At 73.6% G+C, this 21079-nt stretch carries 17 protein-coding genes and 1 riboswitch; of the genes, 12 read left to right on the top strand and 5 right to left on the bottom strand.

Annotation, left to right across the window (positions count from 1 at the left end):
- Nucleotides 1-18: 18 nt before the first annotated feature.
- The 3 genes from glpK to IIE03_RS08615 all read right to left on the bottom strand — a co-directional run bounded on the left by glpK (nucleotide 19) and on the right by IIE03_RS08615 (nucleotide 4139).
- Nucleotides 19-1533 carry a glycerol kinase GlpK gene (gene glpK, locus IIE03_RS08625; protein WP_192862341.1) on the bottom strand — a complete coding sequence of 505 codons (1515 nt, stop codon included), beginning with the start codon at nucleotides 1531-1533 and terminating at the stop codon, nucleotides 19-21.
- A 64-nt stretch (nucleotides 1534-1597) separates the two neighbouring features.
- Nucleotides 1598-2335 (bottom strand): MIP/aquaporin family protein, encoded by a 738-nt coding sequence (locus IIE03_RS08620; RefSeq protein ID WP_192862340.1) that lies wholly within the window; start codon nucleotides 2333-2335, stop codon nucleotides 1598-1600.
- 61 nt (nucleotides 2336-2396) lie between these two features.
- Nucleotides 2397-4139, bottom strand: a complete 1743-nt coding sequence (locus tag IIE03_RS08615; RefSeq protein WP_192862427.1) for a glycerol-3-phosphate dehydrogenase/oxidase — start codon at nucleotides 4137-4139, stop codon at nucleotides 2397-2399.
- Between the two features lie 180 nt (nucleotides 4140-4319).
- Between IIE03_RS08615 and IIE03_RS08610 the strand changes: the two genes are divergently transcribed.
- From IIE03_RS08610 to IIE03_RS08575, 8 genes are all read left to right on the top strand, one after another.
- On the top strand, nucleotides 4320-5300 hold the full coding sequence (locus IIE03_RS08610) for a sugar-binding transcriptional regulator (RefSeq protein ID WP_192862339.1): 981 nt from the start codon (nucleotides 4320-4322) through the stop codon (nucleotides 5298-5300).
- Nucleotides 5297-6121: an NUDIX hydrolase gene (locus IIE03_RS08605; protein WP_318842879.1), complete on the top strand. Its 825-nt coding sequence runs from the start codon at nucleotides 5297-5299 to the stop codon at nucleotides 6119-6121. The genes IIE03_RS08610 and IIE03_RS08605 overlap by 4 nt, the downstream gene beginning before the upstream one ends.
- Nucleotides 6122-6197: 76 nt before the next feature.
- Nucleotides 6198-7775, top strand: a complete 1578-nt coding sequence (locus tag IIE03_RS08600; RefSeq protein ID WP_192862338.1) for an MFS transporter — start codon at nucleotides 6198-6200, stop codon at nucleotides 7773-7775.
- A gap of 17 nt (nucleotides 7776-7792) precedes the next feature.
- The gene (locus IIE03_RS08595) at nucleotides 7793-8386 is read left to right on the top strand and encodes a TetR/AcrR family transcriptional regulator (RefSeq protein ID WP_192862337.1); all 594 of its coding nucleotides are present in this window, start codon (nucleotides 7793-7795) and stop codon (nucleotides 8384-8386) included.
- Nucleotides 8387-8517: 131 nt separating this feature from the next.
- A complete protein-coding gene (locus IIE03_RS08590) occupies nucleotides 8518-9762 on the top strand; it encodes an aspartate aminotransferase family protein (RefSeq protein WP_192862336.1) in 1245 nt (414 codons plus the stop codon).
- Nucleotides 9763-9823: 61 nt separating this feature from the next.
- The gene (gene doeA / locus IIE03_RS08585) at nucleotides 9824-11128 is read left to right on the top strand and encodes an ectoine hydrolase (RefSeq protein WP_192862335.1); all 1305 of its coding nucleotides are present in this window, start codon (nucleotides 9824-9826) and stop codon (nucleotides 11126-11128) included.
- A 13-nt stretch (nucleotides 11129-11141) separates the two neighbouring features.
- On the top strand, nucleotides 11142-12512 hold the full coding sequence (locus IIE03_RS08580) for an NAD-dependent succinate-semialdehyde dehydrogenase (RefSeq protein WP_192862334.1): 1371 nt from the start codon (nucleotides 11142-11144) through the stop codon (nucleotides 12510-12512).
- A 15-nt stretch (nucleotides 12513-12527) separates the two neighbouring features.
- Complete coding sequence (locus tag IIE03_RS08575) at nucleotides 12528-12791, top strand: EF-hand domain-containing protein (RefSeq protein ID WP_225997467.1); 264 nt, start codon at nucleotides 12528-12530, stop codon at nucleotides 12789-12791.
- 86 nt (nucleotides 12792-12877) lie between these two features.
- Here IIE03_RS08575 and thiE read toward each other — a convergent pair whose 3' ends face one another.
- Entirely contained in the window at nucleotides 12878-13549 is a 672-nt protein-coding gene (thiE, locus tag IIE03_RS08570) for a thiamine phosphate synthase (protein WP_192862425.1), read from the bottom strand.
- Nucleotides 13550-13707: 158 nt separating this feature from the next.
- Nucleotides 13708-13810, top strand: a riboswitch (TPP riboswitch).
- Between thiE and IIE03_RS08565 the strand changes: the two genes are divergently transcribed.
- The 4 genes from IIE03_RS08565 to IIE03_RS08550 all read left to right on the top strand — a co-directional run bounded on the left by IIE03_RS08565 (nucleotide 13801) and on the right by IIE03_RS08550 (nucleotide 17706).
- Nucleotides 13801-15159 (top strand): FAD-dependent oxidoreductase, encoded by a 1359-nt coding sequence (locus tag IIE03_RS08565; RefSeq protein WP_192862332.1) that lies wholly within the window; start codon nucleotides 13801-13803, stop codon nucleotides 15157-15159. Its footprint overlaps the riboswitch before it by 10 nt.
- Nucleotides 15156-15413: a sulfur carrier protein ThiS gene (gene thiS / locus IIE03_RS08560; protein WP_318842878.1), complete on the top strand. Its 258-nt coding sequence runs from the start codon at nucleotides 15156-15158 to the stop codon at nucleotides 15411-15413. Before IIE03_RS08565 ends, thiS begins: the two co-directional genes overlap by 4 nt.
- A 2-nt stretch (nucleotides 15414-15415) precedes the next feature.
- Nucleotides 15416-16291: a thiazole synthase gene (locus tag IIE03_RS08555; protein ID WP_192862331.1), complete on the top strand. Its 876-nt coding sequence runs from the start codon at nucleotides 15416-15418 to the stop codon at nucleotides 16289-16291.
- Between the two features lie 29 nt (nucleotides 16292-16320).
- Nucleotides 16321-17706 carry a ThiF family adenylyltransferase gene (locus IIE03_RS08550; protein WP_192862330.1) on the top strand — a complete coding sequence of 462 codons (1386 nt, stop codon included), beginning with the start codon at nucleotides 16321-16323 and terminating at the stop codon, nucleotides 17704-17706.
- Nucleotides 17707-17744: 38 nt separating this feature from the next.
- Here the strand turns inward: IIE03_RS08550 and IIE03_RS08545 are convergent, their stop codons facing one another.
- Complete coding sequence (locus IIE03_RS08545; protein WP_192862329.1) at nucleotides 17745-21002, bottom strand: TIR domain-containing protein; 3258 nt, start codon at nucleotides 21000-21002, stop codon at nucleotides 17745-17747.
- Between the last annotated feature and the right edge of the window lie 77 nt (nucleotides 21003-21079).

The following is a 21079-nucleotide window of genomic DNA, read 5'->3' as shown; positions in this document are numbered from 1 at the left end:
GGCCGTCGTCGGCCGCCGTCAGCCGGCGTCCGCGTCGACCCAGTCGAAGGTCTTCGTGACGGCCTTCTTCCAGTTGCGATAGAGGCGCTCCCGCTCGTCGTCGGCCATCGACGGGGACCAGCGGCCGCCCTCGACCCAGTTGGCCACGACGTCGGCCTCGCCGGACCAGAAGCCGACGGCGATGCCGGCGGCGTAGGCGGCGCCGAGCGCCGTCGTCTCGGCGACCTGCGGACGGACGACGTCGACGCCGAGCTGGTCGGCCTGGAACTGCATGAGCAGCTGGTTGGCGACCATGCCGCCGTCGACCTTCAGCTCGGTGAGCTCGACGCCGGAGTCGGCACGCATGGCGTCCACCACCTCGCGCGTCTGGTACGCCGTCGCCTCCAGGGCGGCGCGGGCGATGTGGTTGCGGTTGACGTACCGCGTGAGCCCCACCAGCGCGCCCCGCGCGTCCGGACGCCAGTACGGCGCGAACAGGCCGGAGAACGCGGGCACGAAGTAGGCCCCGCCGTTGTCCTCCACCTTGCCCGCGAGGTACTCGACGTCGGGCGAGTCGGCGAAGAGCCCGAGGTTGTCGCGCAGCCACTGCACGAGCGACCCGGTCACCGCGATCGATCCCTCCAGCGCGTACACCGCGTCCGCCTCGCCGATCTTGTAGCAGACGGTGGTGAGCAGGCCGTTCTTCGAGGGGATCTTCTCCGTGCCGGTGTTGAGCAGCATGAAGTTGCCCGTGCCGTACGTGTTCTTGGCGGTGCCCACCTCGAAGCACGCCTGGCCGAACGTCGCGGCCTGCTGGTCGCCGAGGATGCCGGCGATCGGCACGCCCGGCACCATGCCCTTCGGCCGCCCGTTCCCGTACACCTCCGACGACGACCTGATCTCGGGCAACATCGACATCGGGATGCCCATGTCCGCGGCGATGTCCTCCCGCCAGGACAGGGTGTCCAGGTCCATGAGCATGGTGCGCGACGCGTTGGTGACGTCCGTGACGTGCACGCCGCCGGAGACGCCGCCGGTCATGTTCCACAGCACCCACGCGTCCGTGTTGCCGAACAGCAGGTCACCGCGCTCCGCGGCCTCCCGCGCACCCTCGACGTTGTCGAGGATCCACTTCACCTTGGGCCCGGAGAAGTAGGTCGCGAGCGGCAGGCCCACCACGCTCTTGTACCGCTCCGGCCCGGCGTCGCCGGCCAGCTCGTCCACGATCGCCTGGGTGCGGGTGTCCTGCCAGACGATCGCGTTGTAGACGGGCTTGCCGGTGTTCTTGTCCCAGACGACCGTGGTCTCGCGCTGGTTCGTGATCCCCACGGCCGCCAGGTCCGCGTGGTTGATGTTCGCGCGGGTCAGGGCGATCCCCACGACCTGCCGCGTGTTGTCCCAGATCTGCTCGGGGTTGTGCTCCACCCAGCCGGGCTGCGGGAAGATCTGGTCGTGCTCGAGCTGTCCGGTCGAGACGACGGTCCCGGCGTGGTCGAACACGATGGCCCGGGAGCTCGTGGTGCCCTGGTCGATGGCGAGGACGTAGTCAGGCATGGTTCTCCATCCACTTCGTTGTGCGGGTTGCGGGGGTTTCGGGTGTCGGGACGTGCGGGGCCGTTCAGAAGGCTACGGCGGGGGCGAGCGCGCCGCCGAGGGCTCCGCCGATGAGCGGGCCGACCACGGGGACCCACGAGTAGGCCCAGTCGCTGCCGCCCTTGCCCCTGATGGGCAGGATCGCATGCGCGATCCGCGGGCCGAGGTCGCGGGCGGGGTTGATGGCGTACCCGGTGGGGCCGCCGAGGCTGGCACCGATCCCGGTCACCAGCAGCGCCACCGCCAGCGGGCCCAGGTCACCGGGCCAGTTCGCGAACGACAGCACCACGAACACCAGCACGAACGTGCCGATGATCTCGGTCACCACGTTCCAGCCGTACGAGCGGATCTCCGGACCGGTGGAGAACACCGCCAGCTTGACCGCGCCGGGAGCCTCCTCGTCGAAGTGCCGCTTGTGCGCGAGGTAGGTGAGCACGGCGCCGAGGAACGCGCCGGCCATCTGCCCCGCGATGTAGATCGCCGCGTTGCCGGCGGTCGCCGCGATGCCCGGACCGAGTTCGTCGGACCCGCTCGCCAGGAGCCCGACCGTCACCGCCGGGTTGATGTGGGCGCCGCTCTTGAAGGCGACGAACACGCCGGAGAACACGGCGAGGCCCCAGCCGAAGTTGATGAGGAGCCAGCTCGCGCCGACTCCGGCCCCCTTGGTCCTCGGCAGGATCGCGTTGGCGACGACGCTGCAGCCGAGCAGGGTGAGCATCATCGTCCCGAGCATCTCGGTGACGAACAACTGGATGGTCGACATGGGTGGTTCCCTCTCTCGTTGACTTCGTTGTCGGTCGGTGCGCCGTCGCGCACAGCATGTGTCAGGTCCGCAGCGCCCGCATCGGCGCGACGTCGGACGCGCGACGCCGGACGGCGGCGGCCGCCGCGTCGTCGGGTTCGGCGGCGGCCGCGGCCTCCGCCCGGACGCGGGCGGCATAGGACTCGATCTCCGCCGCCCTGGTCGCGTCGTCCCAGCCGAGCAGCGGCGCGACGACGTCCGCGATCTCGTCGACGGCGGCCAGGGCGCCGTCGGGCAGCTCGTAGACGAGGCGGGTGCGGTGCGCGAGCACGTCCTCCAGGTGGATCGCGCCCTCGTGGCTCACGGCGTAATGCACCTCGGCACGCAGGTAGGCGGGAGCCTGGTCGAGCGGCCGGGCGAGCGACGGGTCCGCCTCGCACAGCGCGGCGATCTCGAAGAGGTTCGCGCCGTACCGGTGCAGCAGGTGGTCCACCATCGCCGGCGTCCACCCGTACCGCCGCGCCCAGGCGCCGGCGTCGCCGCGCGCGGCCTCCAGGCCGTCCGCGCCGAGCAGCGGGATCTCGTGCGTGATGCTGGGCCGTGCCGCGGCGGCGTCCCCGAGCGCGAAGTCGACGGCGTCCTTCGCCATCACCCGGTACGTCGTGAGCTTGCCGCCCGCGATCACCGTGAGGCCGGGCGTGGGCGAGGCGACGGTGTGCTCCCGGGAGACCTTGGCGGAGCTGGTGCCCTCCTTCGTGCCGGGCTGCAGCAGCGGGCGCAGCCCGGCGTAGGTCCCGATGACGTCCTCGCGCCGCAGCGTGCAGGACAGCACCGAGTTCGCCTGGTCGAGGACGTAGTCGACGTCGGCCGACGTCGCCACGGGATGCGCGGGATCGAGCTCCCACGGCGTGTCGGTGGTGCCGAGGATCCAGTACCGGGACCACGGGATGACGAACAGCACCGACACGGGCGTCTGCAGGATCAGCCCCACCTCGCCCCGGATGCGGTCGCGGGGCACCACGACGTGGACGCCCTTCGAGGCCAGCACCCGCAGCCCGCCCTCGTCACCGGCGAGCGCCTCGGTGTCCTCGGTCCAGACGCCGGTGGCGTTGATGACGTGCCGGGCCCGCACCGTGATCTCGCGGCCGGTCTCCAGGTCCACCACGACGGCTCCGTCCACGGCGCCGTCGGCGTCCTTGGTCAGCGCGGTGACCTGGGTCCGTGGGGCGGCGTGGGCCCCGTGGCCGGCGGCGGTCCGGACGAGGGTGGTGACGAGCCGGGCGTCGTCGACCGACGCGTCCCAGTACTGGACGGCGCCGACGGCGGCGTCGTGGGCGAGGTCGGGGAACTTCTCCGCCAGGCGGCGGCGCGTCAGGTGCCGGTGCCAGGGCATGGCGCGCCGGCCGCGGCCGATGGTGGCCAGCGTGTCGTACAGGGCGATGCCGGCTCCGACGTAGGCCCGTTCCCAGACGCGGTGCTCGAGGGGGTAGAGGAACGGCACGGGGCGCACGAGGTGGGGGGCGAGTTCCTTGAGGAGGAGGTCGCGCTCGGTGAGCGCCTCGCGGACGAGATGGAAGTCGAGCATCTGCAGGTAGCGCAGGCCGCCGTGCACGAGCTTGCTGCTGCGCCCCGATGTCCCGGAGGCCCAGTCCTGCGCCTCGACGACGGCGGTGGACAGCCCGCGGGTGGCGGCGTCGAGCGCGATGCCCGCACCGGTCACGCCACCGCCGATCACCAGGACGTCGAGCGCGTCGGCGTGCGCGGACCGCTCCAGCGCGGCGAGCGCCCGGGTCCGCGACTCCGTGGTGAGGCGGGTGGTGACCATGCCGTTCCCTTCCGGTTGCTTGTCCATTCCGTGCACCGCGTATATGCCGGTCATTGCCGATCGCGGCGCTGTACCAACAACACCCCCTCGGGCACGGACGTGCAAGCTGTATGCACGAACGTGCAAGAATTGGCCGGGTCGCGCCGGGGTGGTGTCCCCGAGAACCAGGAGGAGCCAGACATGCCGGACCGTGAGCGGGACCTGGTGACCGCGGCGACCATGTACTACCTGCAGGACGCGAAGATGGAGGTCATCGCCAAGCATCTGCACACGTCGCGGTCCACGGTGTCCCGGCTGCTCAAACGTGCACGCGAGGAAGGGGTCGTGGAGATCACGCTCCGCCCGGGCCACTCGCGGGCGCCGAGCCTGGGCCGGCACATCGCCACCACCTTCGGTGTCGCCGCCTACGTGGTCCCGGTCCCCGACACGGCGAGCCTGTCGGACCGCCTGGACCAGGTGGCCATGGCCACGGCGCGGCTGGTGGCCCGCTGGTTCGACTCCGAGATGGTGCTCGGGATCGCCTGGGGTACGACGCTCGCCGCCATCGCGGGCCACCTGCCGAGCAAGCCGACGCGCGGTGCGGAGATCGTGCAGCTCAACGGCGCGGCCAACACGCGCACGTCCGGCATCTCCTACGCGGGCGACCTGGTCGCCGGGTTCGGCGCGGCGTTCGACGCACACGTGCACCACTTCCCCGTCCCGGCGTTCTTCGACTACGCCGCCACGAAGGAGGCGATGTGGCGGGAGCGCTCCGTGCAGCGCGTGCTCGACGTCCAGTCCCGGATCGACATCGCCCTGTTCTCGGTGGGCGCGGCGGTCTCCGGAGGCCTGCCCTCGCACGTGTACGCGGCCGGCTACCTCGAGCCGCACGACACCGAGCTGCTGCACGCGGAGGGGGTCGTCGGGGACGTGTGCACCGTGTTCCTCCGGGCGGACGGCAGCTATCAGGACATCCCGATCAACGCCCGCGCCACCGGCCCGACGCCGCGGCAGCTGCGCCGGATCCCCCGGCGGCTGTGCGCGGTCGCGGGCGACAACAAGGTCCCGCCGCTGCGCGCCGCCCTCGCGGCGGGCGTGGTCACCGACCTGGTGCTGGACGAGCGCACGGCCACGCGGCTGATGGAGGCCGTCTCCCGCGGATCGGCTACGTTGCCCGGGTGACCACGACCCCGGCCGTGCCCCGGCCCGCCGCCACCGTGATCCTGGTGCGCGACCGGACCGATCCCTCCGGCGAGCGTGCCCCGCTGCAGGTGTTCCTGCAGCGCAGGGTGGCGTCGATGGCGTTCGCCGCCGGGATGACCGTGTTCCCCGGCGGCGCCGTCGACGCCGGGGACGCGATCGCACCCGCCCGTGTCCGGGGCCCGGGCCCCGCGGAGTGGGGGCGCCGGTTCTCGTGCGATCCCGGGGAGGCGGCCAGGTTCGTGGGCGCCGCCGTGCGCGAGACGTTCGAGGAGTGCGGCGTGCTGCTCGCCGCGCCTGCCGGACCCCCGTCCGGCTCGTCGTCGGGCACCGCGGAACCGCCGCCGCCCGACGACGCGTGGCTGCGCGCCGCGCGCTCCGGCCTGATCGACCGGACGCGCACTTTGGCCGACGTGCTCGACGGCGCCGGGCTCGTCCTGCGGGCGGATCTCCTGCGCCCGTGGGCCCGCTGGATCACCCCCGAGCAGGAGCCGCGGCGGTACGACGCCGCGTTCTTCGTCGCGGCGCTCCCGGCCGGGCAGGCCGCCGACGCGCGCACCACCGAGGCGATCGAGGCCGGCTGGTGGTACCCGGCCGACATCCTCGCCGAGCACGCGGCCGGCGCCGCGCGCCTCATGCCGCCCACCTGGCTGACGATGACCGAGCTCGCCGGGTTCGCGGACGCCTCGGCGGTCCTGGCGGCCGCGGCGGGCCGGGTGGTCACGCCGACCCGTCCGGCCCTGGTCCGGAAGGGGGAGCGGACGGTCGCCGTCGTGGGTGATCGCGAGATCGCCATGCCGTGAGGTCGGGTCGGGGCGGAAGCCGGGCGGCATTTCAAAACGCTACCGTTCCGTTTCGTAAAGGTGTACGGTGGAGGGCATGAGCACCGACACCTACGCCGGCCACCCGCGTCGGTGGCTGATCCTCGGCGTCCTCGTCGTCAGCCTGATCGTCGTCGTCCTGGACAACACCGTCCTCAACGTCGCCCTGAAGACCCTGGCCGATCCGGTCCACGGGCTCGGCGCCGCCCAGGGCGACCTGGCGTGGATGATCAACTCCTACACGCTGGTCTTCGCCGGGCTGCTGTTCGTGTTCGGCGTGATCGGTGACCGGGTCGGCCGCAAGCGGATGCTCATGATCGGGATGGTGGTCTTCGGGGCGGCGTCGCTGCTGTCGGCGTACGCGCAGAACCCGGACCAGCTCATCTGGTACCGCGCGCTGATGGGGGCGGGCGCGGCAGCGATGATGCCGTCCACGCTGTCGCTGCTGCGGGCGGTGTTCTCCGAGCAGGAGTTCCCGCGGGCGCTCGGGATCTGGAGCGGTGCGGTCGGGGTCGGCGGGGCGATCGGGCCGATCGTCGGGGGCGCGCTGCTCGAACGGTTCTGGTGGGGATCGGTGTTCCTGATCAACGTCCCGGTCGTGGTGATCGGCCTGGTGATGATCCTCCTCGTGGCGCCGGAGTCGAAGGGGCGCCAGGGTCGGCCGGACCTGGTGGGCATGGCGCTGTCGGTCGTCGCGCTCGTGCTGATCACCTACGGCGTCATCGAGGCCGGCGACTCGGGCTCGTGGACGGGCGTCGAGGTGTGGGGCACCATCGCCGGCGGTGTCGCCGGGCTCGCGGCGTTCGTCTGGTGGGAACTGCGCACCCCGCACGCCTCGCTCGACCCGCGGCTGTTCCTCGACCGGAGGTTCGCCTCGGCGTCGGCGCTCATCGCGCTGGTCTTCTTCGCGATGCTCGGCCTGTTCTTCTTCATGACGTTCTACATCCAGATCGTGCGGGACCGCACCCCGCTGCAGGCGGGCCTGCTGTTCCTGGCGTTCGGCGCGGGCATGATGATCTTCTCGCCGCTGTCGAGCACGTTCGTCAAGCGGTTCGGCACGCGGGCCGTAGGCCTCGTCGGCCTGACGCTGGTGGGGGCCGTGTTCCTCGCGATCGCGCAGATCCGGGCGGACACGCCGCTGTGGGTCATCGTGGTGCTGTTCTTCGTGCAGTCCGCCGGGATGGCGAACCTCATGCCGCCCGCGATGAACACGATGATGCAGTCCGTGCCCCGGGAGCAGGCCGGCGTCGCCTCGGCGCTGAGCAACACGCTGCGCCAGGTCGGCGGTGCGCTCGGCGTGGCCGTGCTCGGCACGGTCATGGCGCAGGCGTACCAGAGCCGGATCGCCGGCGTCGCGCCCCAGCTGCCCGACGCGGCGCAGGCCTCCCTGCCCGCGACGTACGGCGCGGTCGCCGAGGGCGCGGTGCCGCAGGCGCAGGCCGCGGACCTGCTCGCGGCGGCCGACGGCGCGTTCGTCGGCGCGATGCACGTGACCGCGTACGTCTCGGCCGCGATGGTGGTGCTCGGGATGGTCGTCGTCGCCCGCTACTTCGCGGGGAGGCCGGCGCCGGACGCCGGTGAACCGGAGGACGCATCCGAGGGAGTCGCCGCGCGTGCCGCGGCCCGGCGGGGGTAGTGGGTGACAATGGGCCGATGACGTCCCAGAACGCGGTAGCCGGCAGGCCGCGCAGCGAGGCCGCCAGCCGGGCGATCCTCGACGCGGTGCTCGACCTGGTGGCCGAGCACGGCTCGATCGGCGCGATCACCATGGAGGCGGTCGCGTCCCGGGCGGGCACCTCCAAGGCGACCGTGTACCGGCGGTGGTCCTCCAAGGAGGCGCTCGTCGCCGCCGCCGTGGAGAGCATCAAGGCGCCGCCGGCCTCGGACCTGCCGCACGAGTCCGTGCGGGACGACCTGGTGCGGCTCCTGCGGGGCGTGCGCACCGATGTCTCGCCGGTGGAGCGCCGGATCCTGAAGTCCATCATGGTCGAGGCCGAGGACAACCCCGAGCTGGCGCGCCAGCAGGAGCGGCTCATGACCAGGCGGCGGCGCGCGGGCATCGACGTCATCCGGTACTGGATCGACCAGGGCGAGCTCCGAGCGGACCTCGATCCGGTGCTGACCGCCGCCGCGCTGGTCAGCCCGATGCTCACGATCATGGTCTACGGCCATTACCCGCACCTGCGCACGGAGGACCTCGCCGAGCGGCTGGTCGACCAGCTCCTGGCGGGCATCGCGGCGAACTGACGAGGCTGACGACCGACATCAAGGATGAATCGGATCCGCTGCGGGTGACGGCCGCGTTTTCCCGGAAAACCGCGGAGAAAATCGCGGCGAGTTCCTTGACGGGGAGCGGCGGGAGAAACTAGATCTGGCCCATGGAGGTCTTCGAGAAGTGGGAGTCAGAGATCCGGGGCTACAGCAGGATGTGGCCCACCGTGTTCACCTCGGCGTCGAACGCCCGCCAGGTCGACGAGGCCGGTAAGAGCTACGTCGACTTCTTCGCCGGTGCCGGGGTGCTCAACTTCGGCCACAACAACGAGCGCATGAAGAGGGCGATCATCGCTTTTCTCGAGGCCGACGGCATCGCCCACAGCCTCGACATGGCGACGACCGTCAAGCGGGATTTCCTGTCCGCGTTCGCGGAGAAGATCCTGGGCCCGCGCGGCATGACGATGCGCATGCAGTTCATGGGCCCCACGGGCAGCAACGCCGTGGAGGCGGCGCTCAAGCTGGCCCGGCGGGTCACGGGGCGGCAGGACGTCGTCGCCTTCACCCACGGGTTCCACGGCATGACGCTGGGATCCCTCGCCCTGACCGCGAACGACTACTTCCGCAACGCCGCGGGCGTCCCCCTCGAGCACGTGGTGCGCCTGCCGTTCGAGACCGCCCCGGGCGGCGGGGTCCGGGCGCTCGACGACTACCGCGCACTGCTCGCCGACGGCTCCAGCGGGCTGAAGCCCCCGGCGGCCTTCGTGGTGGAGACCGTCCAGGCCGAGGGCGGGGTCCACGTCGCGAACGGCGAGTGGCTGCGGGCCGTGCAGCAGCTCGCACGGGACGTGGACGCACTGTTCGTCATCGACGAGATCCAGGTGGGCTGCGGCCGGACGGGCAGCTACTTCAGCTTCGACGGCATGGACCTGGACCCCGACATCGTGTGCCTCGCCAAGGGCATCGGCGGCTTCGGCACGCCGCTCGCGATGAACCTCGTCAAGCCCGAGCACGACGCCCGCTGGTCTCCCGGCGAGCACACCGGCACGTTCCGCGGCCAGGGCCTGTCGTTCGTAGCCGGCCGCGAGGCGCTCACCTACTTCGACGACGACGAGTTCCTCGCGCAGGTGCGCGCCAAGGGCGAGACCATGGCGGGCGCGCTGCGGACGATCGCCCAGGATTCGGGCCACGGGTTCGACGTCCGTGGCAAGGGCATGATCCAGGGGCTCGACCTGGGCGACGGTGCCCTCGCCAAGGCCGTGACCACGGCGTGCTTCGAGGCCGGCCTGCTCGTGTGCCCGTGCGGCACCGGCGGGCGGGTGCTGAAGCTGATCCCGCCCCTCACCATCGGCGACGACGACCTGGCCGAAGGGCTGGAGATCCTCGCGTTCGCGGTGCGGGCGACCACCTGAACCGCCCGGCCGGGACCGAGCGGGAACCGAATTCACGGCACGACGAGGGGAGGCCCCGGAGATGAGACAGCGCGACGACATGACGTTCCCGTTCGAGGAGTACCAGAGGCGCCTGACGGAGTTGCGCACGCGCATGGCGGACCGCCTGCTGGACGCGGTGGTGATCACCGATCCCGAGAACCTCATGTACCTGACGGACTACCAGACCACGGGGTACTCCTTCTTCCAGGCCCTGGTGGTGCCCCTGGAGCTCGAGCCCTTCATGATCACGCGCGCGATGGAGGAGTCCAACGTCCACGCGCGCACCTGGGTCGAGGCGACCCGGCCCTACCCGGACACCGGCGACGCGATCCAGGGGCTGGTGCAGGCGCTGCGCGAGTTCGGCCTCCACTCGGGGACCGTGGGCTACGAGCGCAACAGCTACTTCTTCCCCGCATACCACCAGGACTACATCCACACCGCGTTCACCGAGGGCCGGCTGCTGGACTGCTTCGGCATCGTCGAGGAGGGAAGGCTCATCAAGTCGACCGCCGAGATCGGCATCATGGCCAAGGCCGCCCGCGCGACCGAGGCGGGCATGCGCGCCGGCATCGAGGCGTGCGTGGCCGGCGTGTCGGAGAACGAGATCGGCGCCGAGATCAGCGCCGCCATGTTCCGCTCCGGGGGCGAGCCGCCGGCCGTCATGCCGTACGTGGTCTCCGGCCCGCGGAGCATGATCGGCCACGCGACCTGGGAGGGCCGCCACGTCCAGCCGGGGGAGCACGTCTTCCTCGAGGTGGGCGGCTGCTTCCGGCGCTATCACACGGCGATGATGCGCACGGTGGTCCTCGACGAGCTGTCCGACTCGATGCAGGTCGCCCAGGAGCGCATGAAACTCGCGCTCAAGGAGGTCAAGGCGGCGATCCGACCGGGCCTGACCGTGTCGGACGCCGACAACATCGTCCGGAACATCATCTCGGACAACCGCGTGGGCGCCCGGCTCATCACGCGGTCCGGCTACTCGATCGGTATCGCCTTCCCCCCGAGCTGGGACGAGGGCTACATCCTGAGCCTGAACCAGGGCAACCCGGCGATCCTGCGCGAGGGCATGACGTTCCACATCCTGCCGTGGATGTGGGGCGTCGACGGGGACAAGACGGTCGGCATCTCCGACACCATCCACGTGACGGCCGACGGCTGCGAGTCGTTCTACACCCTGGACGAGGACTTCGTGTGCAAGCCTGAGCAGGCCGCGTCGCTGTCGTCCGCCGTCGTGCCGGAGTCCTCGACCGTCGTCGTGCCCGGCGACGGGGCACCGCCCGACGTCACCGACGACACCGAGGACGCACCCACTCCCATCCGCCCCGACGTCGCCGAGATCGCGTGAGAAGGAGGCCCGCATGCTGACTGCCATCGACCCGAGCACCGGACAGGTCGTCACCGAGCTGGAACCCGCCGGCCCCGAGCAGGTCGACGCCGTGCTGGGAGCCGCGGAGGCGGCCTGGCCCGCCTGGCGCGACGCCGGGATCGCGCGGCGCGCCGAGGTGCTCACCGCCGTGGGCGCCTACCTGCGCGAGCACACCGACGAGCTGGCCCCGCTCATGACCCGCGAGATGGGCAAGCCCGTCACCGAGGCGCACGGGGAGGTCGCGAAGGCGGCGTGGTGCTTCGAGCACTACGCCGGCCACGCGGCGGACTACCTGGCCGAGGAGGTGCTGGCGTCCGACGCGACACGCAGCTACGTGCAGTACCTGCCGCTCGGGACGATCCTCGGCGTGCTGCCGTGGAACGCGCCGTTCTGGCTGGCGGCGCGCTTCGCGGCGCCGGCGCTCATGGCGGGCAACACGTGCGTCATGAAGCACGATCCGCACGTGCCCGGCTGCGCCCGGGCCATCGCCGACGCCCTCGCGGCGGCCGGGGTGCCCGACGGCGTGTTCGCGAACCTGCCGCTGGAGACGGACGCGGTGGAGGGCGTCATCCGGGACCCGCGGGTGCGGGCGGTGTCGTTCACGGGCTCGGCGCGCGGGGGTTCGGCCGTGGCGAGCGTCGCCGCGAGCGAGATCAAGCCCGCCGTGCTGGAGCTCGGCGGCAGCGACCCCTGCCTGGTGCTGGCCGACGCCGACCTGGACGAGGCGGCCGACGTCATCACGCTGTCGCGGATCATCAACGCGGGGCAGTCGTGCATCGCGGCCAAGCGGATCATCGCCGAGGCGCCCGTGTACGACCAGCTGGTCGAGAGGCTGCAGCGGCGGCTCGAGAAGCTGGTGGTGGGGGACCCGCGGGACCCGGCCACCCAGGTGGGACCGATCGCCCGGGCCGACCTGCGCGACAACCTGCACCGCCAGGTGACCGAGACGGTCGACGCCGGTGCGCGCCTGCTGCTGGGTGGCGGCATGCCGGCCGGGGACGGGTTCTTCTACCCCGTCACGCTGCTGGCCGACGTGACCGAGGACATGACGGCGTGCCGCGAGGAGACGTTCGGACCGGTCATGGTCGTGATGCGGGCCGACGACGCCGAGCACGCCCTGGCCGTCGCGAACCGCAGCGACTACGGCCTGGCGGCGAGCGTGTGGTCCACGCCCGAGCGCGGCGAGGCGCTGGCGTCCCGGATCGCGGCGGGCCAGGTCGCGGTGAACGGGATCGTGAAGACCGACCCGCGGCTGCCGAGCGGCGGCATCAAGCGCTCGGGCTACGGCCGCGAGCTCGGGCCGCACGGGATCCGCGAGTTCGTCAACGCCCAGCAGGTGTGGGTGGGGCCGAAGCAGGAATGAGCCCGGCGGGACGGGTTGGCGGTAGCCTGCTCCCGGACCGAGCAAGTCGGAGATTTCAGGAGGGCTTCCGTGACCGCCGAGGACGAGCTGACCGCCACCTTCAACGAGTTCGACAACGACGACGACGGCCACATCACCGTCGAGGAGTTCCGCCAGGCCATGAGCAGGCGGGGCGACGAGGTCACGAACGACGACCTCACGTCGATCTTCGTGCACGCCGACGGCGACGGCGACGGCAAGATCAACCTGGAGGAGTTCACGGCAGCCTGGAACGGCTGACCCGGCCGCTGCTGAGGTCGGTTCAGTAGGGCCGTGCAGACCTTTCGGGGCCGAGTAGATGGATTCGAAACCCTGGTGAACCTCACTCAGTAGGGTGGCGGAGTCAGGCGGCGGCGGAGGTGTGCGGCGGCCTTTTCCGGGTTGTCTGCCTCGGTGATGGCGCGGACGACGACGATGCGGGTGGCGCCCGCCTCCAGGACCTGGTCCAGGCGGGTGGCGCGCCCGCCGTCGTCGTCGATGCCGCCGATCGCGAACCACGGGGTCGCGGGATCGGTGGCCGCCACCTGCCGGAGGAGGTCCAGGCCCACGGCCGGGCGGCCCGGCTTCGTCGGCGTGGACCACAGGGGGCCGACGCAGAAGTAGTCGACGCGGTCGTCCGCCTCGGCGGTCATGGCCTCCTCGAACGCGTGGGTCGAGCGGCCGAGGACGGGGCCGTCGCCCAGGAGCGTGCGCACGTCGCCCGGCGCGAGGTCGTCCTGCCCCATGTGCACCACGGGCGCTCCGGCCAGCCCGGCGACGTCGGCCCGGTCGTTGACCGCCCACAGCGCCCCGTACTCCGCCGCCACGCGCGCGACCAGGGCGTGCAGCTCCAGCTCCCGCGCGGCGTCCAGCGTCTTGTCGCGCAGCTGCACGACGTCGACCCCGCCCGAGAACACCCGGTGCAGGAACGGTTCGAGATCACCCGCCGCCTCCCGGGCATCGGTGCACAGGTAGAGCCGGGCGTCGGCGAGCCGTGTCCGAGGATCCACGGAACGCAGTGTAGGCGGACGATCAGTCGGCCGTTCCGGCCGGGACAACCCACGGCATCGGCTGCCCGGTGACGACTCGTCCCGTGCGTCCCGGCGTGAGCGGGACGGCGGCGGAGCTGCCGTACGAGACCCGTGGGCCGGTCGTCCGACACCGGGGTTATGGTTGCTACGACATGCACGGGAGCCCCACGGGGCTGAGAGGGCGCGGGAGCGCCGACCGTCGAACCTGATCCGGGTCATGCCGGCGAAGGGAGCAAACCATGGAGCACAGCCGTGCGCCCGGCGTCGTCGTCGTGGGCGCCGGGATCATCGGGCTGACCGCCGCGTGGCGGGCGCTCGCGGCCGGGGCGGCCGTCACCGTGCTCGACCCCGCGCCGGGCGACGGCGCCACCCACGCCGCGGCCGGGATGCTCGGGCCCGCCATGGAGGCGGAGTTCGGCGAGGAACGCCTCGCGCGGATCGGCGCGGAGTCCGCGCGGCTCTGGCCGCGGTTCGCTGCCGAGCTGGAACGGGCCGCCGGGCTCGCGCCCGGAGCGCTGGGGCTCGACACCGCCGGAACGCTCGCCGTCGCGTACGACGCCGACGACGTCGCCCTGCTGCGCCGGCGCCTCGCGTTGCACCGCGAGCTGGGCCTGGAGTCCGAGGAGATCACCCCGGCCGAGGCGCGGGACCGCGAACCGTCCCTCGGACCGCGCGTCTCTGCGGCCGCCTGGGTCCCCGGCGACCACCAGGTCGACCCTCGGGTGGTCCAGAGCGCGCTGCTCGACGTGGTGCGTGCGCACCCGCGCGGGCGGCTGGTGGAGCGTGCGGTCACGACACTGATCTGGGAGGACGGCGCCGTGGTCGGCGTGCGCGACGACGCGGGAACGGCATGGGTGGCGGGGGCACCCACAGAGGTGGCCGACGGGCCGGTCGCGGTCGGAAGCGCCGACGGGGCCGGGGGCGACGGCCCGGACGAGGCCGGGAGAGGTGGTCGGCGTCGAGGCGGAATCGTCGTCCTCGCCGCCGGGCACGCCAGTGCCGCGCTGTACCCGGGCGCCCCCACCCGCGCCGTCCCCGGCACGACCCTCCGGCTCGACGCCGAGGTGTCCCTGGGTCCGTCGGTCGTGGTGCGCGGTACCGTCCAGGGCCGGCCTGTCTACGTGGTGCCCCGCCGCCCCCGGGCCGACGGCCGCCGCGAGATCGTCGTCGGCGCCACCTCCGACGAGCGCGCCGCCACGACGCGCACCCGCGCGGGCGACGTGTTCGCCCTGCTGCGCGACGCGCGCGCCCTCCTGCCCGCCCTCGACGAGGCCGACCTCGTCGAGACGACCACCCGCTCCCGGCCCGGATCCCCGGACAACGCCCCTCTCCTCGGGGAGGCGGCACCGGGCCTCCTCCTCGCCACCGGCCACCATCGGGGCGGGATCCTGCTCGCCCCGCTCACGGCCGCCGTCGTCGACCACCGTCCCGGCGTCGTCGACCACGGTCAGGCCGTCGCACCGCCCGCCGGACCCGACGCCGCGGGCGTCGCGCGGATCGCGGAGGCCGCCGCGCCGCTGCTCGACCCGCGCAGGCTGGAGCGCCGGTCCACGGCACCGGCCGCACACCCCCGCACGACCGAAGGAGCACCCTCGTGACCACCTCCCCGGACACCTTCGCCGATCCCGCCCGGCCCGCCGCGTTCGTGAACGGCGAGCCCTACCCGCTCGACGGGCCCGTCCCCGTGACCGACCTCGTCGCCCGCCTCGTGCCCGAGGTGGTGGTCGACGGCGTGCCGCGCGGCGTGGCCGTCGCCGTGGACGACGCCGTCGTGCCCCGCGGCGCCTGGGACCGCACCGAGATCCGGCCCGGCATGCGGGTCGAGGTCGTCACCGCCGTGCAGGGAGGCTGACCATGGCCACAACCTCCACGACCTCCACCGACGCACCGCTGACCATCGCGGGGACCTCGCTCGGCTCGCGCCTGGTCATGGGCACCGGGGGAGCGGCGAGCCTGCTCGCGCTCGAGGACGCGCTCGTGGCGTCGGGCACGGAACTGACCACCGTCGCGATGCGGCGGGTGGCCCGCCCAGCCCTCGGGGCGGCGGGTGCCGCCGCCACCGGCGACACCTCGATCTGGGGCCTGCTGGAACGCCTCGGCATCCGTCCCCTGCCCAACACGGCCGGCTGCTTCACCGTCCGCGAGGCCGTGCTCACGGCACAGCTCGCGCGTGAGGCGTGCGGCACGGACTGGATCAAGCTCGAGGTCATCGCCGACGACGTGACCCTCCTGCCCGACCCGGCCGGAACCGTCGAGGCCGCGCGGATCCTCGTCGACGACGGCTTCACCGTCCTGCCCTACACCAACGACGACCCGGTCACCGCCCGCCACCTCGCCGACGCCGGCTGCGCCGCGGTCATGCCGCTCGGGTCGCCGATCGGCTCCGGGCTCGGCATCGCGAACCCGCGCAACATCGAGGCGATCGCCGCCGCGTCGCCCGTGCCGGTGATCCTTGACGCGGGGATCGGGACGGCGTCGGACGCGGCGCTCGCGATGGAGCTCGGCTGCGACGGCGTCCTGCTCGCCACCGCCGTGACCCGTGCGGCCGACCCGGTGCGCATGGCCCGGGCGATGCGTCTCGCGGTCGAGGCCGGGTACGACGCCGCCCGCGCGGGCCGGATGCCCCGCCGCGAGCAGGCACTGGCGTCGTCGCCGGCCGACGGCCGGGTGGCGGTCGGTGATGCGACGGCCGCCCCGGGCGCACGCGACAACCTGGACCTGGCGCTGTGACGGGGCGGGCCGTGCCACCGGGGCCGGGCGTGCCGTCCAGCGGTGGGCCGGGCCTTCCGGGCCTCGCGCCGCTGGTCGAGCCCGCCGAGGACCTCACCCGCGACGAGCTGGCGCGATACGCACGACACCTCGCGCTGCCCGGGATCGGCGTCGACGGGCAGCGGCGGCTGCGGGCGGCGCGCGTGCTGATCGTCGGCGCGGGCGGGCTCGGCAGCCCTGCGCTGCTGTACCTGGCGGCCGCGGGCGTCGGCACGCTCGGCATCGTGGACGACGACGTCGTCGAGACCTCCAACCTGCAGCGCCAGGTGGTCCACGGGCAGGGCGACGTGGGCCGGCCCAAGACGGCGTCGGCGGCCGACACCGTGCGCGAGGTGAACCCGCACGTCGGCGTCGTCGAGCACCGCGAGCGCCTGACCCGCGACAACGTGCTCGACGTGCTGGCCGGCTACGACCTCGTGCTGGACGGGTCGGACGCGTTCGCCACGCGGTACCTGGTCTCCGACGCCGCCGAGATCCTCGGCACGCCGTGCGTGTGGGGGGCGCTCCACCGGTTCACGGGTCAGGTCTCGACGTTCTGGGCGGTGCCCCGCGCCCGTGCGGGCGCCGTCGCGCCGGAGGGGGTGACCTACCGCGACGTGTTCCCGGTGCCGCCGCCGCCCGGCGCCTCGCCCGACTGCGCCACCGCGGGCGTCCTCGGCGCCGTCTGCGGCACGGTCGGGACCACCATGGCGACCGAGGCGATCAAGCTGATCACCGGCGCCGGGCGGCCGCTGCTCGGGCGGCTCGCGGTCCACGACGCCCTGGAGGGCACCTGGCGCACGCTCACCGTGCGGCCGGACCCCGACCGCGGGCCGGTCACGGAACTCCTGGGCGGTACGGGGAAGGCCGACGACGGCGGAGGCGGCGCGGATCCGTATGCCGTGTTCTGCGGGGTGGGGGGCGGCGCGGCCGGCGACACCGACGCGCGGCGCCCCGTGGAGCCCGAGTCGACCGGGTCCGGCAGGTCGGCCGAGCCGGTCGAGTCCGCCGAGCCCGCCGAGCCCGCCGAGCCGGTCGAGCCGGTCGAGCCGGGCGAGGTGTCGGCGGCGGACCTGGTCGCGGCACGCTACAGCGGCGCGGAGGTCCTCGTGCTCGACGTGCGGGAGGCCTGGGAGTCGCAGATCGACCCGTTCCCGGGGGCACGCGTGGTTCCGTCGGGGAACTTCACGGGTCCGGACGCGGACCGCAGCGTGTCCGACGTCGCCGCCTGGGCGGACGGCGGCGTGGTCCACGTGCTGTGCGCGTCGGGCGTCCGCTCCGCCCGGGTCGCGGCGAGGCTTCGCGCGTCCGACATCGACGCCCGTTCGGTCGCCGGTGGCATGCGCGCACTGACTTCCACCGCCGAACAGTCAGTGGGTTCGTCTCAATCGCTGTGATGCGCGGCGCAAGTGACTGCTCGGCGGCGTTCCGGGCGTTACCTGGCCGGCGGGAAGGGTGCCGGGGCGAGCCGGGTCTCCGAGGTGAGCAGCGCCGGGTCCGTGAACGTCGGCAGGCCCTCCGTGTGGACGATGCGGCAGCGCGGCGGCGTGTGGCGGACGCCCAGCCGGCCGAGGTCCGCCGGGGTGAGCGCCGGGGCGGCCGAGACGCAGGCCTGCTCCAGCATCGCGTCCTCGCCCTTGTCGAGCGCACGGGAGATCGTGACCCCGTGTTCCTGCACCAGCAGGAGACGCCCGTGCGCGGCGTGGACGGTACCGGCGTCGGGCTCGTCCCCGGCCGCGCGCAGGCTGGTCGCGATCGTCCCGACCCGGGCGCCGGATCGGATGTCGAACAGCGCCAGCCGCGTTCCCTCGTTCCGCACCACCAGCCCCGGCTCGGCCAGGGTGGTCAGCACGTCGCCGTGGGAGCCGGGGGACAGGAGGGGCAGGAGGGGGCCGTTCTCGGCGACGGCCCCCGTGCGGACCGATCCGTCCTCCGCGAGCGTGACCAGCCGGGGCGGCGCGTCCTTCCCCTCCCACAGCGCGGGCACGAGGTGCACCTGCGCCATGGCCCCGCCCCGCACGTCCCAGGTGGGGACGGTGCTCGCGAGGTCGAGCACGCGCAGCGACCGGCCGCGCGGAGCGACGGCGAGCCAGTCGTCCTGCGCCGACACGCGACCCGGATCGTCCCACGGCGGAGCGATCGGCTCGCCGATCCCGAGCTCGTCCGGGATGTAGCGGGGCGTCACGACCAGGCCCGGATCCATGAGGTAGACGCCGCCCGTGGAGTCCACGAGCACCAGGTGGTCCGGCGTCCGGTGGGCGCCGACCAGCACGGGGCAGGTCCTGTCCGACTCCTCGAGCCGGCGGGGCAGGCAGCCCTCCGCCGGGAACGTGGTGAACGCCGTGTGGCCCTCGCGCAGCCGCGCGCGGAAGCCCGGCAGCGGCTCGGCGGGCGGTTCGAGAGTGCCGGACGGCCCGGGCCGCAGCTCGTCGGTGGCGCTGATCCAGGCCCGGCCGTCCGGCGCGAGGAGCAGCAGGTCGCCGGCGCCGGGCCGCGCGGCGGTGCCCGTGGCCGACGGCGTGAGCCAGACCGGGAGCAGGCGCTCGCCGTCGGGCAGGCCGGGGACCTGGACGGTGCCCTTCTCGTGGACCTGGACGGTGCCGTCGGGCCAGGACAGGGCTGTCGTGGCGGCGTGCTCCGGCAGGCGGTCGCCGGAGCGGGAGGCGACGACGGGCGCCGCGGCAGGATCCTCGGCGATGCCGGGCGGGAAGTCCATGTCGCTGCTCTCGCGCGTGGTGCGCCACAGGAACAGCGTCTCGTCGTCGGCGGCGACCACGCGGTCCTCGGGCGCGAGCACGGCCAGCGCGCCGGGCGCGACGCCGGTCAGGTGCCAGGTCCGGGTCCGCGGCCAGAGCATGTCCCGCGGCGCGGTGCAGGCGACGAGCCCGTCGTCGGTCCGCACGAGCGCCCGCGGCCCGGCGTCGTCGACCGCGGCGAGCTCCGCGTTCCGCCAGCCGTGGGGGACCGGGCACGACATGGTGCCCGGGACGTCGTCGCCGGGACGCGTGCGCGGGTGGTGGAGCGTGACCTGCGTGGCGGTGCCCGTGCCGGCGAGACCGGCCCAGGTGGTGAGCGACGGGGCGGGCACGGTGTCGCGGGGTGCGCGCGCCGGGGGACCGTCCGTGGAGGGCGTGAGGGTGTCGAGGCGCAGGGTGCGGGACGCGCCGGTGCGTGGGTCGGCGACGGTCACCCGGCCGGTGTCGTCGGTGTGGAGCGCGGCGGCGACGACGTCCACCGTGACGGCGCGGACCGGGTCGTCCGGGCCGTCGTCGGCGGTGCAGCGGGACGCGGGGCTGCGGAAGAAGGCGTGCGCGCGGGCGGCGACCTCGCGCAGGCCGACGTCGCCGTCGGGCCCGGTGAGGGCGATGCGCAGGAGCTGGCGGGTGGCGCCGCCCGGGCAGGTGCCGCGGGTCTCGTAGGCGACCAGGAGCGCGTCGCCGGCCGGGGTGACCGCGACGCCGGCGGGGTCCAGCCGCTCGTCGTCGGGCACGTCGAGGAGCGGGCGGTAGAGGCGCACGAGCTCGCCGTCGCCGGCCAGGGGGCCGTCGTCGTCGGGGAAGCGGCCGAGGACGACTCCCGCGGCGTCGATCGCCGCGACCACGCGCCCGTCCCGGCTGCCCGCGACGACGGTGCTCCCGGCGGGCAGGTCCGGTTCGGAGAGGGCGACGCTCGCGCCGGGCAGGATCTCCGGGTCGCCGTCGTCGGGGTTCCAGCGCAGCAGCCCGCCGGTCGCGGTCCGGCCCACGGTGCCGGTGCCGGTGGCGGCCAGGGCCGTCACGCCGGGCGTGTCGACGGTGCGCAGGAGGTGCTGGTCGTCGTGCGGGGTGTCGAGCGTGGCGGTGAGGAAGGCGTGCCGGGTCTGCGTCCCGGGCGCACGGTGGTACGCCTCGGCGGCGAGGTACTGGGCGAGGTCGGGGTCCTCGGTGCGGTTGGCGTGCGACGCCGCGGCCAGCAGGTGGGCGTCGCTCTCGTACGACGCCGCCGCCTCCTGCTCGGCGGAATGGCTCGCGACGACGCCGTTCACCACGGACAGCGCGAGCAGCACGGACAGCGCCGAGGTGAGTGCCCGGGCGCGCCGGTTGAGCTGGCGCTGCGCGGTGATGTGGGCGCTGAGCACGTCCTCCTTGGCGACGCCCCGCAGCGGGGCGGCCAGCTCGGCGAGCGCGTTCGGGAGCTCGGGATGGTTGGTGCGCGCGGGATCGCGGCGAGGGCCACGCAGGTCGACCCACCGGGGTTCCCGGTCGAGATGCTCGACCAGGGCGGGGGGCAGGGCGGTCGTGGCCTCGGCGTCGATGCGGCCCAACCCGTGATCGAAGACGATCTCACCGCTGGTCAGGGCGATGTAGACGGTGTGGATGCTGCGTTCGGAGAGCCACCAGCGGACCTCCTTGTCGACCCACTCGGACGCGGCGGCGCCCGGGGAGGCGAACACGACGAGACGGTCCGAGGCCTCGAGGCAGTTCTTGATCTCCAGCCACAGGTGGGGGTGCGCAGCCAGGCCGGAGCGGTCCACGAAGAGCCGCAGGTCGCGATCGTCCGACGGGCCCGCGGCGCCCTTGCCGAAGCCGCGCAGCATCGCCTGGACACGGGGGACGAAGTCGCCCTCGGCGCTGCGGCTGTAGGAGAGGAACGCGTCGTAGTGCTTGCGGCGGGGCCGCGCGGGCGGGGCGGTCGGGCTGGCTGGGTCCGGCATCGAGCTCCCTCGGTCGATCGCAAAGAGGATATAAGGGAACTCGGTCGCGGTGCTGGTGGGAGCGGTGGCGGCGCGTC

The organism is Myceligenerans pegani, from assembly GCF_014892515.1.
In the GTDB taxonomy this organism is placed as follows: Bacteria; Actinomycetota; Actinomycetes; order Actinomycetales; family Cellulomonadaceae; genus Myceligenerans; species Myceligenerans pegani.
This window is presented reverse-complemented; position numbering and strand designations above follow the sequence as displayed.